The sequence below is a fragment of the Pseudomonas sp. SMV7 genome, assembly GCF_052041995.1.
Lineage (GTDB): Bacteria > Pseudomonadota > Gammaproteobacteria > Pseudomonadales > Pseudomonadaceae > Aquipseudomonas.
Window position 1 is genome coordinate 235,504 of the sequence record NZ_JBKGGT010000002.1, and the last position, 17,487, is coordinate 252,990.

A 17,487-nucleotide genomic window follows, 5' to 3' on the forward strand; every position below is an offset into this window, starting at 1 on the left:
GGTTGAAAGAAGTCTAGATTACGGCACAAACCGGCTGACTAGACGAAAGCGAGCCTGTCCGAATGCGCTTGCGGTTCGGCCAGGTAGAGCGGCCCACGCCCCTACGTCGCCTTTGCAGTCTCCTTTCCATTCGCGTCATCGGGTGGACCGGACTCATCAGAACTGCGTTCATCGAACTGCGCGGCCATGGGCAGCAACTGACTGGCACGGCTCCCCAGGAGTGAACCGGCTTGGAAGTAGCCCATCACGGTGCCGACGCTACGGTGCTCGGTCATCGCCATCACCTCACCCAGCGGTACCCCCTGACGACCAGCTTCGGTAACAAATCCCGAGCGCAGGCTGTGCGCGGCCCAATCGCCTTCAAGTCCTGCCAGCTGTGCACGACGCTTGACGATACGCGCCACCTGATCGCCGGATAAGCCTGCTGTGCCGACCCTACCGCCTTTGTACAAGCGGCGAAACAACGGGCCCTCGCAGCCCGGTGCTACAGCGAGCCAGGCGTTCAGCGCCTGAGCCGCCGGTCCCTGCAGCGGCTTTTCCCGACGCACGCCGCTACTATCTGTTTTGGTTGCCCCAAGTGCATATAGCCAGGTGTCGGCGTCCAGACGGCGAAGGTCTTCGATCTGCAAACCCACGATTTCCGAGCGGCGCCGGCCACCGCCGCTCCAGGCCAGCAATAGCAGGGCGCGATCGCGCGTACCACGCACGCCGTCAGTGCAGGTGGCAAGCATCGCCTGCAGCGGCTCCAACACCACTGCGGTTTTCTTCCGCACGGATACGCCTTGGCGCGACTGGGCCTTGCGTGCCTCTCGAAGAAGCGTCTTCACCGTAGGAGCCTCACTTGGGTTATCCCAGTTTCGCAGGCGATGCCATTTAGCCAAAACTGCCAAGCGGTGGCTAACTGTGCTGAACGAAAGTGGCCCCGGCTTGCCCTTGATCTTGGCTTCCACCAACGCGGCATCGACGGCCGGCGGCAGTAGGTGTGTCCAGTTACCAGCAGTATCGGGCCTGGCCAAGTGGTCGACGATGAATTGCACGGCGACCTCGGGTGGCAACGCGCCGTCGCCGAGCGAGCGGCGATAACGCAACCGTAGCCACGCGGACCAGTAGGTGAGGGCGCTCTGGTAGCTACGCACGGTATTAGCCGCAGTGCCTGCCGCGATGAATGCCTCAGCAGCGGCGCGGGTGCTGTCGGCCAACTCTGTAAGCACCAGCGGCTGGGAGGAGGGCATCTGTACCGGCTCTGTCAATTTCATCTCTCTCAACGCTGCAATAGGTTCGGATAACCTGTGGCTTATCAGGCCTAATATAACGAAGAGGTCGGCATGACGATATCCATGATCGTGAAGGGCCGTTATCGACCCAAAGAGGACAGCCGCGAATAACTTCCCTAATCCATGATCAGCCATCCTTGCATTCACGCTCATGCCTTGTGACGTGAGGGGTTTAGGTGCTGTCATTGACAGGGCGAGTAGGGATTGAGTGATGAGTGACCGTTCAAATATTAATTGATTGTCTTAATTTAACGCTTGGACCATTGGCGGGAAACACTGTAGCGCTCAGCTTTACTACTTCCGGAGGGGTCCCACCTAATATGACTAGAATGGGTTCACGACACGAATATTTCGAGTTTGTGGCGATAGACCGCATTGCTCGTATATCGGGGGTACTTGGCTCCGGTGAGCCACCAGGATGATAGTGCCACTCTCCAATATAGTGAGATCCTTCATTCCAACGCTCGGCAAGCAACTCCTTAAGCCCGATGATTCCACGTTGAAAGGTAACTGAACTACTGATCGAGTCCTTGGGATGCGACGTAATCTCCGAAATTAGGGCGATACTTCCGTCGCTACTGTATTTTCCGATTAGTATGCCACCTGTTTCATGTGTCCCTGCTCGTATGCAGTCAATCACCATTTGGCTTAAAACTTCGGCTTCAATGGTCACTGTGTATGAGTCACTAGAACTCACAAATGACAATGGAGCTGGGTAGTTCATTTCACTAGCTCGATTGTGCCGTCCGGCATCTGTTGGAAATACTCGTAGCGCCGTCCTGGATTCATAACTGCTCTACGGATGAATTTGCTACCAATTGCCCCCCATAGCTGAACATCATCAGCAGTCGCAGGGAAAACTGCATGCCAGCACCCAATGCCTTCAATCTGTGCGTCTAGTTCGTTCATAGTGGGGCTGGGAGAAGATGCAAATTGGGACTTGGCATCTATAGCTGGAAAGCTTGATTCGGAGGCTGAATACGCGAAAAGACCTTCAGCTCGCCATGTCATTGCTAGGCTCACAAATAGCTTTTCACTTTTCCAGTCAAACGAAGCCAAGGCATCCAGTACGTCATCGTCCCCCGTGCAGTCGACAACCATGTCATAGCCTCTGACTGCTTGTTTCACCTGTTCGGTGTTGGGTGGAAACACCGCATCAAAGGCCCGGACCTTTGCGTCGGGCATGCACTCGTTGAGGTGCATGGCAAGGGCCTTGGCCTTCTTGTGTCCGACAGCGTGCATGGAGAGCGAATGGCGACTTAGATTGCCCATCATCACCCAGTCAAAATCCAGAATGCCTAGTTCGCAAACGCCCATTCGAAGGAGGTTCTCCGCGACTGAGCTTCCCAAGGAACCTGCACCTATGAGCAGAACTCGACGTCTGCACATCTCATTCTCGGCAGCCCCCCTTGTTCGAAGCTGGTCTGTGGCCCAGTTGGCTGTTCGCTGCCACTCCAAGGCGTCTTTAGATGTAGCAATCTCAGCATCCCAGTAGCGGTAGTTGTGCTCGCAGGACCGGAAGCCCTTTCTTCGTGATTTCTTATTGGAAAGTGAGGGTGATTTAGTCGCGAACCAGTGCATTCGGGATGGTGCTAGCCCAACCTGCTCTGAGATAGGGAATCCGAGTAGCAGTATCGAGGGAGGGGCTTTGAGGGGATTTCGTCTAACAGCGCGCCCCATTTCAACGAGTAACTCTCCAAGGTTGATGTGGTTTGCGGCTAGCCATTCACTCAACTCCAGCCACGATGCTGGAACCTGCCACGGAGGCATGACTGGAATCTCAGGTAGGACAAGCCATACGGCATCGCAGCTTTTACCGTTGCCCAGCATGGAGGCCGGCCATTCCATGGACCTGATGACTTCGCCGTCGGACCGTTCGAATTTCGTGATGACCCGGGTGCTATTCGCCCCCCGCAATTGGCTTATGCTTGCATACCCCCATCTACCCTGATGTGGTATCCAGTGCAAAATGCCGCCGGAGGCTTCTCGAAATCCCAATAGCGGGAAAAGGGATTGCCCAGGTAGTGCCGGCAGTTCGAGTGGGTCTCCCGCAACGTTAAGAGAGCCGCTAGCAGCCGCGTCAAGCCACTTCAGCAAACGCTGTAGTAACCAGGGCAATCGTTCGGCTAGGTTGCGGGGCTCGTTCGACCAGCTAGTACGGTTGAAAACGGCGATAGGCTTTTCCAAACATGGTTTGCCAAGTTTCCAGGGACGCGGCGGGCATGTTTTGCCATTGTAGTCTTGATGAGGAAATGTAGACGTGATGCCGTGAACAGCATCCGGATAAATGTGAGCTGTCTCTCCATTGGCAGTTGGCATAACCACCATGTGCCAGCTTGATTCGTTTGGTACGAACTCGGTCGCTGGTACAGAGAGTCGCGCGCAAAATTGTAGCGACCATTCTCCTTCTGCGTGCAGCCGCCAGCTGCTGTCTGTATCGAGGCGTGCATCGCAGTTGATGGCATCGACGACAGACAGCAGGACCGGGGGGGTAATCGGTTGGAGGGAGGTCACGCGAACCGCTCAGTAGTGTTTGGCTGGGCAGACTGGGTCGGTGCGGTAAAGCCGCCGTTAGGCTTGTCACCACCCCTTGGGCCCGGTAACGGGAATTTGCTCCCCAACAAGTCTCTCCACAACTGACCGCTCTCTTGGGCATCTGTGCTGTTGAGTGCTTTCCTGGCTAGCTTGGCTGCCTCCCCTACTGCTGCGTAGAAGGCCTTGAAGTCCTCAATCGGCAAGCGCGCTAGGACGTTGTGCTCTGGTACTCCGTGGTCCGCAAGTGTTGGGACAATGTTGAGCTGGTTGTAGCTGGACCAGGTGCTCATGAAGCTCTCCAAGGTCTGAACCAAGCCCGTTGCCATTGAAGTGCTACCGTCGGCCAGAACATGCCCGATCATGTGTTCCAGGGGATAGCCTTTTGGGTATTTAGGAAGACGCTCTGCATTCTCTTGGCGCCACCACTTCATTGCCCGTACAAGGTTTACGTAGTGGCCGTTGCACGCACGATTTTTCGCAGCAGTCCATTGGATCTGCGCGAGTGGGTGAGTACGCCCCCAGTTGCCAGCATCCCGATCAGGAAGAAACAGTGGATGAGGCTTCCACTCCTCCTGAGGTGCATCCTGGAAAAGCATGGCGTTCCCAAGCAGGCCGCTAGGTGGTGTCCAACTGCGGTTCAGTCGCCAGCTGGCCTCTTCTTCGAGCGAGTTGGTGGTCAACACAGATTGAGACCGGTAGAGCTGTTCTAGGAGGCTACGACTTGAGCCGTCGCTTGGTAGAGCTGTGATTACTAGGTCTAGATCCACGTAGGAAAGCTCAATTCCAAATGAGCGGCCCTGTGGCCGCCATTTCCCTTTGTAGTACCGCTCCAGAAAAGGCTCGAACAGATCCATCGCCTCTTTCGGTGTCAGTCGGTTGTAGTCCAGATTCGTTACTACCACGACATCAACGTCGGGGCGTTTTTCTCCTAAGGGGCGGACCGCTGTTGATCTTCGAACGCTGCCTTGCAGGAAGGTAGCTACGACGATGTCTTTGAGTTTTTCATCCGCCTCGAGCCGGTTGCGCAAGGTTTTCGACCCGATTTTCCAATCTTCCTGCTGCCGGATCGTTGGTCGAATTCCGGCAAGGAACTCCGTGAATTGTGGTTTGAGTTCCATGTCATTGAACCTTGAAGGTGGGGTGGTAGCTACCGTCGATACGGCGGTTGAAATCAAACTCGTAGAAAACGCATGGGCCCATGGCTTCGACGTGTTGACCCACGAAGAAGTTAACCGCATTCGGCGCCGCGCTGAACACGTGAATCTTAGCGCCGAATGGAACACGGATCTTGGCTACTGCTCTGGCAACATCATCAGCCAGACGGGCGGCATGGGCTCCACCCGCTACTGCGTTTTGTCCGGGCCCCTCTGCCGGAGTGATGTGCAAAATCTTGCCTATCGTCGGCTGTTTGGCAACGTAATCCCGCACATCGTCCACAGCATCTCGAGATATGCTCAGCACGAGCGCAATGTCTGGGCCAGCATGAAGTTGTTCAGTCGTGATAGAGGCCGCGGGCTTGTCTTTGCCGTCATCTGCTCTCCAAACGGAGGTACCTGAGCGCCCCTTCTGAACGAGTTCTACCTCCATGCCGGATTTCAACCCGAGGCAGCGTCCTGCCAGAAATGCGATCGAGGTATGAACATCCAGAAAAAGCCGAATTCGACGTTCCGCTTGCTTTATTCGCGCGAGGAACGACTCAACAGCTGGTTGGATCGCAGATGCCCAATCCTCGCCTGGTCTGAGATGACGGCCATCAAAGTGCTGCAAGAGTGAAAGAGTGTTTTCCGGTAGCGCGTCTATTCTATCGTTTGGACCATCTGTGAATGAGCGAAGGGCTACGTTGAGGCGATTCTCAGGTGGCTCGGAGCGAACCCAACCTTCCTCTTTGCAAAGAGTTTCGAACTGCTCACGGGTAAACTGATACAGCCCTTTGCTCTTGAGAGACCTTGCAGCAGCGTCGAAGCGAAATTCCGAACTGTCATGGCAACTGATCAGGCCCACTACCCGGAAACGAAGGTTCACGTCATCGCGTAGCTGGGTCAGAGATCGCTGGGCGGTGGCAATATGTAGGCCTTCCAGTACTTTCATCAGTTCATCATCCGATGCGAGTTTAAGGTGTTCGCGCCACAACTTGCGAACCTTGCCCATTTTGCTGCCGTCCGTTTTTCCAACCGAGAGTTTGTCTAGCCGCAGGGAATAGTCCACGGCCGAGATGATTTCAGCCAGTGGATCGTTGTCTTTGACACTGTCGATCGTAACGAGGTGAAAAGCAGCGTTCGGAGGGGCGCTCTCTTTTGCCTGTTTCAATCTTTCCAAAAGAGACACCGTTTCGGCGCCTATGAAGGCAGGGTCGATGAGATCCGCGTAGCCGAATCGTCCCGCGCCGGTGACATGGAATTTGATCTGATGGTAATCCACCGAGATCCGCACGGGGCCAGTGCTCGCCCGCGGAGGGTCATAGCGAATAATTACATCATCGAACGCTTTTGGCCCATCAGCCTCGTAGGAGACCTCAATAACGTGCGACTGGTCTGGATCTCTTAATGCGGAGGCATGAATCCAGAAAAAACGAGCTTGATAGTCATGCCCGTGCCATCCGGCCGAAACAGCGTTTGCCATGCTCAACTCCTTTTGCAGCTTAATGGCGAAACGCTATCCTCTCTTCACGTTGGAATCAAGCTGGAACGATGGTTAGTCGACCGGTGACTAAGCCCGAACCGGCTTAGCCGGCGATCAAGTTATAGCGCCGCGTTTCGCGGAAGGTAACTCATGACCGATTTCTGCCCTTCGTCAAGGGCAGCTTCGGGTCGAAAGCGGTCAGTCGCGTCCAGACCGGCTGAACATGCACATCGCGAAAACGCACCTCCGGGCGCCATACTGTCCTACTCCGACTGCTCCGACTGCATCAGCATGGTCCTCAGGCGACTGAGCAAGAATGCCGGACGATACAGTACACCGCGCATAGTCGCCGGATCTGATATAGGGCGAAGCGCTCGCAGAATGAGTATCTCCAGTTAACTAAACAGGTTGAGCGCCCCCCACAACAAAGTCGCTAGCAACCCGGCGATGTACGTCGAGCCATTCAAGTTGGCGGATGATTAGACGGTGTCGGGCCTTGAGACTGTCCAACCAGACGTCATGGGTTGAACATGGGGTTGGGGCTTTCATTCAGTTGGCAGATCGCAAGCGCCGCCACAAGGTTGTGCGGCTGATGCCGAGACGGCGGGCGGCTTCGTCGAGGTTGCCGTGGCAGCTTTCCAACGTTTCCTTTACATAGCGTAGTTGCGCGACCTTGCCGATGGTGTGCAGGTCCGTTTCGCCTGACGACTTTTTCCGGGCGGGTGAAGGGGGAGGGCCTTCGCAAAGTTCAGGTAGCACGCGTGCCAGGTACTGCTCGTTCACGCGGTGTTCTTCAAGCAGTTCGCGTGCCGAGAGCATCGCGCGCTCGATCACATTCTCCAGTTCCCGGACATTGCCCGGCCAGGCATAGCGTTCAAGGTACGGCAGCAGTGCGGCGGGGATGTCTGCAGCTCCCGGTGGTTGCCCCTGAACGAGCAGGCGCTGGCTGATGCCCCGGCAGATCAGGGCAATGTCCTCAGGGCGCTCTCGCAGCGGGGTGGTCTGCAGACGCAGGATGTTGAGCCGGAAATACAGGTCGGTACGGAAATCGCCATCGTCCATGGCGCTGCGCAGGTCCTGGTGGGTGGCGGCAATGATGCGCACGTCGATGGCAATCGGTTCGGTGCTGCCCAGGCGTAGGACTTCGCGCTCTTGCAGCACGCGCAGCAGGCGTGTTTGCAGCGAAACCGGCATGTCGCCGATCTCGTCGAGGAACAGCGTGCCGCGGTGTGCCGCTTCGAACAGGCCTTGCTTGCCACCTTTGCGCGAGCCGCTGAAGGCGCCTTCCTCATAGCCGAACAATTCACTTTCCAGCAACGACTCGGGAAACGCCGCGCAGTTGATGGCGACAAAGGGGCCTTGCCGGCGCGGGCTTTCGTTATGGATTCCCTGGGCGAGCAGTTCCTTGCCGGTGCCGCTTTCACCGGTAATCAGGATGGTCGAATGGCTGGTGGCAAAACGCTTGGCCAACTGTAGCATCTCGCGGTTGGCCTTGCTGTTGCCGTTGAGCTGGTCGAGCCGGTAACGGGCAGTGAAAGCACCGGGGCGGCGGGTGGATCGGATGCGCTGGTCGGCACGTTGCACAACAGTGATGTCCTGGCAGGTCAGGACCAGGCCGGTACGTTCGCCGTTCTCCAGGATAGGCAGTAAATTGCTCACCACGACGTGCGAGCCGAGCCGCATCACGCGATTTTCTTCACCCGTGCCTTCCTGCAGCGCCTGCTGCATGTCCAGTTCCGGGCACAGCTGCTGCAGCGGCCGGCCCAACGCTGCGCTAACCGGCAGGTCCAGCAGCTGCGCAAGGGCCGGGTTGAGCGACTGCACCACGCCTTGGTTGTCGACCGCTGCAACGCCGTCGGGGATATGCCGCAGCACGGCATTCAGATGCCGCCGTTTGGCGATCTCGACGCGTTGAGTGTCGAGAATGCCCAGGGCTTCCTCCAGCGCTTTGCGCGCGGTTTCTTCGCTCAGCGACAGCACGCCATGCAGCCCTGCCTGCTCCGCCAGCTCCACTACCGTCGACGAGCCGATGATGCTGCGACAGCCTAGCTGGGCCGCCTGTTCGACGGCCTGGCGCGCCTCTTCCAGGGAGGTGTAGGCGGCCTGGTGAACCTGGACGGTGAAGAGCGCGGCCATGGCTTGCAGGTCGTGGTTGATGTGGTTGTAGCTGAGCACGGCCACCTGGGAGGAGCGTTCGCGGGCCTGCCCCAATGCCCGTAGCAGGTCGCCACTGCCCACGCGCATCGCCAATACCGGGCGTGTCAGGTGTTTGCGCAGGTAGGCGGCGGTCGCCCCGGCGCAGACGAACACATCGACCTTGCCTGCCTGCTCCAGTTCTCGGGCGGTTTGCAGTGCTTCAGCCACCGAGGTGTCGAGGACTTCGATACGGGTATCGGGGTAGTCCGTCGTGAGCCCGGCCACCACATGGGCGAGCCGGCTCCGTTGTTGGGGGCGCTGCAAGTGGCTGATCAGCACGACGACCTGGGAGGCAAGAGCATCCATCACGGGGCCTGTTCATATTTGAAATGTTTCGATAATGAATCAATAGCTTGCAAATATGCAACGAGCAGCCTGACTTTCGCTCATCGGTGAGTTGTCAGAACCCAGGCTGCATGCGGCCTGTGGCTGACGCTTGACGAGTTGGCCCAGGCCTTGCTCTTGGGCTTGTGCCAACCCAGAAACCAAAGGCAGGGCCTACAGACCCATGAGCAGTTCACCAACGATTTCCCAGGCCAGCGATACGTTCGCGGCCATGACTGACGATCATCGCCTGGCCGAGTTCATCCGCGAGCAGGCCTCGGCAACGCGGGTAGTCATCCAGGCGCGCAAGCGCCTGAGCGGTGGCGCCATCCAGGAAAACTGGCTGCTGGACCTGCTGATCGAAGGCGGCCCGTGGGCCGGTGCCCGGCGCTGGGTACTGCGCAGCGATGCGCTTTCAGCGCTACCCGCCAGCCTTGACCGTGAACAGGAGTTCGCCGTGCTGCAGGTGGTTCACCAGGCCGGCGTGAAAGTGCCACGACCGCTCTGGCTGTGCCGCGATGTACGCGTGCATGGGCGGGCGTTCTTCCTGATGGAGTATGTGCCGGGTATCGCTGCCGGTCGCGCGCTCAGCGCCGGCGCCGGCCCTCAGGGCCGGGTGCAACTGGCGGCGCAGCTTGGCGCCAACCTGGCGCGTCTGCATCAGGTCCGCCCGCCGTGCGCCACGCTGGGCTTCCTGTCCGTTCCGGACAGCTCGCCGGCCCTGGCGACCATCGATGCCTACCGCCGCTACCTCGACACCCTCGCCGATGCCTATCCGGTGCTGGAATGGGGCCTGCGCTGGTGCGAGCTGCATGCGCCGCGCAGCAGCACCCTGTGCCTGTTGCACCGTGACTACCGCACCGGCAACTACCTGACCAGCGAAGACGGGCTGGAGGCCGTGCTCGACTGGGAGTTCACCGGCTGGGGCGACCCTTGCGAGGACCTCGGCTGGTTCACCGCCCGCTGCTGGCGCTTCACCCGCCCAGACCTCGAAGCCGGTGGCATCGGCCAGCTGGAGGACTTCCTGCGGGGTTATCACGAGGTCTCCTCGCTGTGCATCGAGCGCAGTCAGCTCCACTACTGGCAAGTCATGGCCACCCTGCGCTGGGCGGTGATTGCCTTGCAGCAAGGGCAGCGCCATCTGTCCGGTGAAGAACCGTCGCTCGAGTTGGCACTGACAGCCCGGCTGTTGCCGGAGCTCGAACTCGAAATCCTGCACATGACCGGAGCCGAAGCGCCATGACCCAACCCAACGCCCACGAATTGCTCGAGATTGCCCGCGCGACGCTTCTGGAACAACTGCTGCCAGCGCTGCCTGGCGAGTTGCGTTACCCGGCCCTGATGATCGCGAACGCCATGGCCATTGCGGCCCGCGAAAACCGCTTGGGTGCTCAGGCCGAGGATCAGGAACAAGCGCGTCTGGCCGCCTTGGTCGATGACGCGCCGTCGACATTGCCCGACCTGCGCCGCCAACTGGCTCGCGCCATTCGCCAGGGCAGCCATGACGCCCCGCAAACCCGGCGCACCCTGGTCGAGACATTGCGCCAGATCACCGTTGCCCGATTGGCGATCAGCAACCCCAAGGCCTTGCCCTGAAACCGAATCGACCACCCCATTCCTCCGATAGACAAGAACACACAAGGACAGCCATGAACTTCACTCTCCCGGACGAACTGCTCGCCTTGCAGGCCACGACTCGAGACTTCATTGCCGAACAGGTCATCCCATTCGAGAACGACCCCCGCCAGGACAGCCACGGCCCCAGCGACGCACTGCGCCAGGACCTGGTGGCCCGCGCCCGCGCCGCTGGCTTGCTGACGCCTCACGCCAGCCGCGAAATGGGCGGTCTGGAACTGAGCCATGTGGCCAAGGCGATCGTCTTCGAAGAAGCCGGCTACTCGCCGCTGGGCCCGGTAGCGCTGAATATCCATGCGCCGGACGAAGGCAACATCCACCTGATGGACGTGGTCGCCACCGAGGCGCAGAAAGACCGCTGGTTGCGCCCGCTGGTCCAGGGCCATGCCCGTTCCTGCTTCGCCATGACGGAGCCCGCGCCCGGCTCCGGCTCGGACCCCTCAATGCTGCGCACCACCGCCACCCGCGATGGCGACGACTACCTGATCAATGGCCGCAAGTGGCTGATTACCGGGGCCGAAGGCGCCGACTTCGGCATCATCATGGCGCGCATGGAGGATGGCACGGCGACCATGTTCCTGACCGACATGAAGCGCGACGGCATCATCCATGAACGTCAGCTGGACTCGCTGGACAGCTGTTTTACCGGCGGTCACGGGCAGCTGCGTTTCGACAACCTGCGTATCCCGGCGAGCGATGTCCTCGGCGAGATCGGCAAGGGCTTCCGTTATGCCCAGGTGCGCCTGGCGCCCGCACGCTTGACTCATTGCATGCGCTGGCTCGGTGCCGCGCGCCGCGCCCACGACATCGCCTGCGACTATGCGCGCACCCGTGACGCCTTCGGCAAGCCGCTGGGCGAGCACCAGGGCGTGGGCTTCATGCTCGCCGACAACATGATGGACCTGCACGTGGTGCGACTGGCGGTCTGGCACTGCGCCTGGGTGCTCGACCAGGGCCGGCGCGCCAATGTCGATTCGAGCATGGCCAAGGTGATCAGCGCCGAGGCGCTGTGGCGGGTGGTCGATCGTTGCGTCCAGGTATTGGGTGGCCGCGGGGTGACCGGGGACACCGTGGTGGAGCGGATCTTCCGCGACATTCGCCCGTTCCGCATCTATGACGGTCCGAGCGAAGTGCACCGCATGAGCCTGGCGAAGAAGCTGCTCGACCAGCGCCTGGAGGTCCACTGATGCAGCCGAACCTTGTCCGACTGTTCGCCCTTGACGGGCGTCGCGCCCTGGTGACCGGGGCCTCCAGCGGCCTGGGCCGTCACTTCGCTATGACCCTGGCCGCTGCAGGCGCCGAGGTGGTGGTGACCTCCAGGCGCCAGGCGCCGCTGCGGGCGTTGGTGGAGGCCATCGAGGTGGCTGGAGGGCGGGCGCGGGCCTTTGCCCTCGATGTGACCAGCCGTGAGGACATCTGCCGGGTGCTCGATGCCGCCGGCCCACTGGATGTCCTGGTCAACAATGCGGGGGTGAGCGACAGCCAGCCTTTGCTGGCCTGCGATGATCAAACCTGGGACCACGTGCTCGACACCAACCTCAAGGGCGCCTGGGCCGTGGCCCAGGAAAGCGCCCGGCGCATGGTGGTGGCGGGGAAGGGGGGCAGCTTGATTAATGTCACCTCGATCCTCGCCTGCCGTGTGGCCGGTGCCGTCGGCCCTTACCTGGCGGCCAAGGCCGGCTTGGCCCACCTGACCCGCGCCATGGCGCTGGAGTTGGCGCGCCATGGCATCCGGGTGAATGCCCTAGCGCCCGGCTACGTGATGACTGATTTGAACGAGGCCTTCCTGGCCAGCGAGGCCGGTGACAAGTTGCGTTCGCGTATCCCCAGCCGACGCTTCAGCGTGCCGTCGGACCTGGACGGCGCCTTGCTGCTGCTCGCCAGCGATGCTGGGCGGGCGATGAGCGGCGCTGAGATCGTGGTCGATGGCGGCCATCTGTGCAGCAGCCTGTAACGCGCCCTGGCGCAATAACAACAAGAACAGGAGGTAGGTGTGTGCGTGCAAAATCTGAGCAATGTGTCAATGAGGTGCCTGCCATGATGGTTCCAACCCTCGAACATGAGCTTGCTCCCAACGAAGCCAACCATGTCCCGCTGTCCCCGCTGTCGTTCCTCAAGCGTGCCGCCCAGGTGTACCCGCAGCGCGATGCGGTGGTTTATGGCGCAAGGCGCTACAGCTACCGTCAATTGCATGAGCGCAGCCGCGCCCTGGCCAGTGCCTTGGAGCGGGTCGGTGTTCAGCCGGGCGAGCGGGTGGCGATATTGGCGCCGAATATCCCGGAAATGCTCGAGGCCCACTATGGCGTGCCCGGTGCCGGGGCGGTGCTGGTGTGCATCAACATCCGCCTGGAGGTGCGCAGCATTGCCTTCATTCTGCGTCACTGCGTGGCCAAGGTATTGATCTGCGATCGCGAGTTCGGTGCCGTGGCCAGTCAGGCGCTGGCCATGCTCGATGCGCCGCCTTTGCTGGTGGGCATCGACGATGATCAGGCCGAGCGCGCCGACCTGGCCCTCGACCTGGACTACGAAGCGTTCCTGGCCCAGGGCGACCCCGCGCGACCCTTGAGTGCGCCACAGAACGAATGGCAGTCGATCGCCATCAACTACACCTCCGGCACCACGGGGAACCCCAAGGGCGTGGTGCTGCATCACCGCGGAGCCTACCTAAACGCCTGCGCTGGGGCGCTGATCTTCCAGTTGGGGCCGCGCAGCGTCTACCTGTGGACCTTGCCGATGTTCCACTGCAACGGCTGGAGCCATACCTGGGCGGTGACGTTGTCCGGTGGCACCCACGTGTGTCTGCGCAAGGTCCAGCCTGATGCGATCAACGCCGCCATCGCCGAGCATGCCGTGACTCACCTGAGCGCCGCCCCGGTGGTGATGTCGATGCTGATCCACGCCGAGCATGCCAGTGCCCCTCCGGTGCCGGTATCGGTGATCACTGGCGGTGCTGCCCCGCCCAGTGCGGTCATCGCGGCGATGGAGGCGCGTGGCTTCAACATCACCCATGCCTATGGCATGACCGAAAGCTACGGCCCCAGCACATTGTGCCTGTGGCAGCCGGGGGTCGACGAGTTGCCACTTGAGGCCCGGGCGCAGTTCATGAGCCGCCAGGGTGTCGCCCACCCGATGCTCGAGGAGGCCACGGTGCTGGATACCGATACCGGCCGCCCGGTTCCAGCCGACGGCCTTACCCTTGGCGAGCTGGTGGTGCGCGGCAACACCGTGATGAAAGGCTACCTGCACAACCCAGAGGCCACCCGGGCCGCATTGGCCAACGGCTGGCTGCACACGGGCGACCTGGCCGTGCTGCACCCGGATGGCTACGTGGAAATCAAGGACCGGGCCAAGGACATCATCATTTCCGGCGGCGAGAACATCAGCTCGCTGGAGATCGAAGAAGTGCTCTACCAGCACCCCGATGTGGTCGAGGCCGCAGTGGTGGCGCGCCCGGATTCGCGCTGGGGCGAGACCCCTCATGCGTTCGTCACCCTGCGCCCAGATGCGCTGGCCACGGTCACCGAAGCGGACCTGATCCGCTGGTGCCGTGAGCGCCTGGCGCATTTCAAGGCGCCGCGACATGTGTCGCTCACGGAGCTGCCCAAGACCGCCACCGGCAAGATCCAGAAGTTCGTCCTGCGCGAGTGGGCCCGGCAACAGGAGGCGCAGACCGCCGACGCCGAGCCTTGATCGAGCGGCAACACCTGCACACCCCATAACAACAAGTACATTGATCGAGGTGTCCCATGTCCAGCCTGTTATACGCGCGTGTTCGCGCCAGTGCCCGGTTCCAGCAACTGGTGACGCGCAGAAACCGTTTTACCCTGAGCCTGTTCGTGCTGATCCTGACCACGTTCTATGGCTACATCGCGTTGGTATCGTTTTGGCCCGAGCTGATCGCCAGGCGCCTGGCCGAGGGGTCGAACATGACCTTCGGCGTCGCGGCCGGCGGTTTCCTGTTCGTGTTCTTCTGTGCGCTGTCGGCGTTCTATGTGTACCGGGCCAATGGCGAGTTCGACCGCTTGACGCAGGCGTTGGTTGCCGGGTTGGAAGAGGAGCAGGGCGCATGAAGACACTACTGCCTCTGGCTTTGTTGCTGCACTCCGGCCTGCTGTTGGCATCGCCTGCGCTCGACGCGGGTCAACGTCAGCCGCTGAACCTGCATGCCATCGGCATGTTCATGGTGTTCGTGCTCTTCACTTTGTGCATCACCTGGTGGGCAGCGCGGCGCACCCGCTCGACGGCGGACTTCTACAGCGCCGGTGGCGGCATCCTGGGCTGGCAGAACGGCCTGGCGTTGGCCGGTGACTACATGTCCGCCTCGACGTTGCTGGGGATCACCGCGCTCATCTACACCTCCGGCATGGACGGCTACATCTACCTCATCGCCTTCTTCGCGGGCTGGCCGGTGTTGCTGCTGTTGATGACCGAGCGGTTGCGCAACCTGGGCCGCTTCACTTTCGCCGACATCACCTCGTACCGCCTCGACCAAGGCAAGGTGCGCACCATGGCCGCCATCGGCTCGCTGACCGTGGTGTGCTTCTACCTGGTGGCGCAGATGGTCGGGGCCGGGCAGCTGATCAGGCTGCTGTTCGGCCTGGACTACCACATCGCCCTGGTGATCGTTGGCGCGCTGATGATGCTGTATGTCACCTTTGGCGGCATGGTGGCAACTACCTGGGTGCAGATCATCAAGGCGTTCCTGCTACTGGTAGGCGGTTCGCTGGTGCTGTTCCTGGCGCTGCGCGAGTTCGACTTCAGCTATGACACGCTGGTCACCCAGGCCATGGACACCCATACCCTGGGCGAGCGCCTGCTGGAGCCCGGCAGCCTGCTGGCCGACCCATTGACCGCGCTGTCGCTGAGCCTGGGGCTGGTGTTCGGCACTGCCGGGCTGCCGCATATCCTGATGCGCTTCTTCACCGTGAGCGATGCCCGTGAGGCGCGCAAGTCGGTGCTCTATGCCACCGGATTCATCGGCTACTTTTTCAATGTCATTTTCCTGCTGGGCCTGGCGTCGATCGTGATCGTCAGCCAGCAGCCGCAGTTTTTCGAAGGCGGGCTGGTGGGTGGCAAGCTGCTGGGCGGGGGCAACATGGTGGTCATGCACCTGGCCAAGGCGGTAGGCGGCAACCTGCTGCTGGGCTTTTTGTCTGCCGTGACCTTCGCCACCATCCTGGCCGTGGTGTCAGGCCTGGCGCTTGCGGGTGCTTCCGCCATCGCCCATGATCTCTATGCGCGGGTGATCATGAAGGGCGCGGCTAGCGAGTCGCAGGAGCTGCGGGTGACCAAGCTGGCCACCCTCGGGCTTGGGTTGGTGGCGATAGCTCTGGGCATCGTGTTCGAAAACATCAACGTGGCCTTCATGGTCGCGCTGGCGTTCGGCATCGCAGCGTCGGCCAACTTCCCGGTGCTGTTCCTGTCGATGTTCTGGTCGGGGTTGACCACGCGCGGCGCGTTGGCCGGTGGCTACGTGGGGTTGATCAGCGCCATGGGCTTCGTGGTGCTTTCCAAGCTCGTGTGGGTGGATGTGTTGCACTTTGCCGAGCCGCTGTTCCCCTATACCCAGCCTGCGCTGTTCTCCATGCCGCTGGCGTTTGCGGTGGCGTATGGCGTTTCCCGGCTAGACCGGACTGCGCGAGCCAAGGCAGAAAGGGCGGCGTTCGCCGACCAGTTCGTAAGGGGCCAGACCGGCCTTGGCGCCAGCGGTGCGGTCGATCATTGATTACCTGCGGCCGCTGGCGGATGCGTGCCAGCGGCCAGGTGATACCTCGTTAATACCCCCTGAAAATCTCGCCGATGTTGGTGATCGGATGCCCCATGTGCTGCGCCGCCGCTCGGTTGACGAGAGAAGGCCTGGGGGCAAGCAGGGCACTCAGGAAAACGGCCAGCGTCAACACGGCCAGTAGAAAACCAAATCGGCGCATATGATCCTCCAGCGATTTTTATTGTTGTTGTCTTCAGGTTCGATCCGAAAGGCCAGTATCACGCGGTTAGTGCCCAGGCGCTTTGTCGTGGGCGAATGACTGGGTGATGACTGCAATGTCCTGGTCGCCATAGCCCATTGATGCCGCGCGCTGCGCGACTTGGCATACCGCGTCGAACACTGGCGTCCAGGCCCCCTGTGCATGCAGGGATTGGGCAATGTGCGCGAAGGCATCTACATGTACATCGAGCCTCGCCTGGTCGCCTGCGAAATCCTGCGCTTCGAGCCGGCGTGCCGCTTCCTCGAGTGCGTCGGCGACGAAAAAGCGTGACGTGTCGAGCAGGAGCCTGGCTGTCCTCGAAACCGACAGGCCAAACCGTTCGCTCGCACCCACGGCCTCGAAGAACGCAACCATCACGGCAAACGCATGGGCGTGGAGCACGCTCGCGAAGGCCAATGCTTCGCCCCAGGGAAGGAACACCGTATGGCCGGCGAGCCCTTCAAGCAGCGACCGGTGCTGCTCGAAGGCCTCACGATCGCCGGTATGAATACTGTGGCTTTCGCGATGGCCGACGTTGCGCGGGTAGGCCACGATCATCCCTTTGACGTAATGGCCGCCCGCCCGATTGACGAGGCCCTGAAGCGCCGGTCCCTCGTCCTGGGCGTTGGTGGTGTAATCGACGATCGTACGGTTGGCCAGTGCATGCATCACACCTGGCATCCCGAGCACCTCGTGGGTCGCGTGGTTGTCCAGGAGCACGAAGATCGTGGCCGGGCTTGCAACCAGCGCGGTTTCAACGCTGTCGCACAGGTGAGCGCCAGCGGCGACGAGCGACGCAGCCTTGCCGGGTGATCGATTCCAGATCGCCACGCGTTTGCCTTGCTTGAGCAACGCGTGTGCCATGAGCGTTCCCATCGCACCGAGCCCGACCACGGACACATCAAACTCGAAACTTTCATCATTTTGTTCGCGCACGT

The 17,487-nt window shown here is 60.9% G+C and carries 15 protein-coding genes; 7 read left to right on the top strand and 8 right to left on the bottom strand.

Features of this window, described 5'->3' with window-relative positions:
* Positions 1–101 precede the first annotated feature (101 nt).
* The 6 genes from ACLEJP_RS04095 to prpR form a co-directional block, all read right to left on the bottom strand.
* Positions 102–1,232, bottom strand: a complete 1,131-nt coding sequence (locus ACLEJP_RS04095) for a site-specific integrase (protein ID WP_440777699.1) — start codon at positions 1,230–1,232, stop codon at positions 102–104.
* Between the two features lie 265 nt (positions 1,233–1,497).
* Positions 1,498–1,998 carry a Mov34/MPN/PAD-1 family protein gene (locus ACLEJP_RS04100; RefSeq protein WP_440804635.1) on the bottom strand — a complete coding sequence of 167 codons (501 nt, stop codon included), beginning with the start codon at positions 1,996–1,998 and terminating at the stop codon, positions 1,498–1,500.
* Positions 1,995–3,788, bottom strand: a complete 1,794-nt coding sequence (locus tag ACLEJP_RS04105) for a HesA/MoeB/ThiF family protein (protein WP_440777633.1) — start codon at positions 3,786–3,788, stop codon at positions 1,995–1,997. Before ACLEJP_RS04105 ends, ACLEJP_RS04100 begins: the two co-directional genes overlap by 4 nt.
* Positions 3,785–4,927 (bottom strand): SMODS domain-containing nucleotidyltransferase, encoded by a 1,143-nt coding sequence (locus tag ACLEJP_RS04110; protein WP_409287427.1) that lies wholly within the window; start codon positions 4,925–4,927, stop codon positions 3,785–3,787. Before ACLEJP_RS04110 ends, ACLEJP_RS04105 begins: the two co-directional genes overlap by 4 nt.
* Position 4,928: 1 nt before the next feature.
* Positions 4,929–6,428, bottom strand: a complete 1,500-nt coding sequence (locus ACLEJP_RS04115) for an SAVED domain-containing protein (protein ID WP_440777634.1) — start codon at positions 6,426–6,428, stop codon at positions 4,929–4,931.
* 549 nt (positions 6,429–6,977) lie between these two features.
* Positions 6,978–8,930, bottom strand: a complete 1,953-nt coding sequence (gene prpR / locus ACLEJP_RS04120) for a propionate catabolism operon regulatory protein PrpR (protein ID WP_326431150.1) — start codon at positions 8,928–8,930, stop codon at positions 6,978–6,980.
* 202 nt (positions 8,931–9,132) lie between these two features.
* Here prpR and ACLEJP_RS04125 point away from each other — a divergent pair, with 202 nt between their 5' ends.
* The 7 genes from ACLEJP_RS04125 to ACLEJP_RS04155 all read left to right on the top strand — a co-directional run bounded on the left by ACLEJP_RS04125 (position 9,133) and on the right by ACLEJP_RS04155 (position 16,308).
* A complete protein-coding gene (locus tag ACLEJP_RS04125; protein WP_440777635.1) occupies positions 9,133–10,191 on the top strand; it encodes a phosphotransferase family protein in 1,059 nt (352 codons plus the stop codon).
* The gene (gene lvaB, locus ACLEJP_RS04130; RefSeq protein ID WP_010953701.1) at positions 10,188–10,544 is read left to right on the top strand and encodes a 4-hydroxypentanoyl-CoA kinase subunit LvaB; all 357 of its coding nucleotides are present in this window, start codon (positions 10,188–10,190) and stop codon (positions 10,542–10,544) included. Before ACLEJP_RS04125 ends, lvaB begins: the two co-directional genes overlap by 4 nt.
* A 53-nt stretch (positions 10,545–10,597) precedes the next feature.
* The gene (locus ACLEJP_RS04135) at positions 10,598–11,770 is read left to right on the top strand and encodes an acyl-CoA dehydrogenase family protein (protein ID WP_213660793.1); all 1,173 of its coding nucleotides are present in this window, start codon (positions 10,598–10,600) and stop codon (positions 11,768–11,770) included.
* On the top strand, positions 11,770–12,537 hold the full coding sequence (locus ACLEJP_RS04140; RefSeq protein ID WP_192440023.1) for an SDR family NAD(P)-dependent oxidoreductase: 768 nt from the start codon (positions 11,770–11,772) through the stop codon (positions 12,535–12,537). The genes ACLEJP_RS04135 and ACLEJP_RS04140 overlap by 1 nt, the downstream gene beginning before the upstream one ends.
* Before the next feature lie 83 nt (positions 12,538–12,620).
* Positions 12,621–14,273, top strand: coding sequence for an acyl-CoA synthetase (locus tag ACLEJP_RS04145; protein WP_440777636.1), 1,653 nt, complete (start codon positions 12,621–12,623; stop codon positions 14,271–14,273).
* Between the two features lie 56 nt (positions 14,274–14,329).
* Positions 14,330–14,653 carry a DUF485 domain-containing protein gene (locus ACLEJP_RS04150; RefSeq protein WP_213660794.1) on the top strand — a complete coding sequence of 108 codons (324 nt, stop codon included), beginning with the start codon at positions 14,330–14,332 and terminating at the stop codon, positions 14,651–14,653.
* Positions 14,650–16,308, top strand: coding sequence for a cation acetate symporter (locus ACLEJP_RS04155; RefSeq protein ID WP_440804636.1), 1,659 nt, complete (start codon positions 14,650–14,652; stop codon positions 16,306–16,308). The genes ACLEJP_RS04150 and ACLEJP_RS04155 overlap by 4 nt, the downstream gene beginning before the upstream one ends.
* Before the next feature lie 49 nt (positions 16,309–16,357).
* Here ACLEJP_RS04155 and ACLEJP_RS04160 read toward each other — a convergent pair whose 3' ends face one another.
* Together ACLEJP_RS04160 and ACLEJP_RS04165 are read right to left on the bottom strand one after the other, a co-directional pair.
* Positions 16,358–16,510, bottom strand: coding sequence for a hypothetical protein (locus ACLEJP_RS04160; protein ID WP_326431162.1), 153 nt, complete (start codon positions 16,508–16,510; stop codon positions 16,358–16,360).
* 66 nt (positions 16,511–16,576) lie between these two features.
* Positions 16,577–17,485: an NAD(P)-dependent oxidoreductase gene (locus tag ACLEJP_RS04165; protein ID WP_326431164.1), complete on the bottom strand. Its 909-nt coding sequence runs from the start codon at positions 17,483–17,485 to the stop codon at positions 16,577–16,579.
* Positions 17,486–17,487 lie beyond the last annotated feature (2 nt).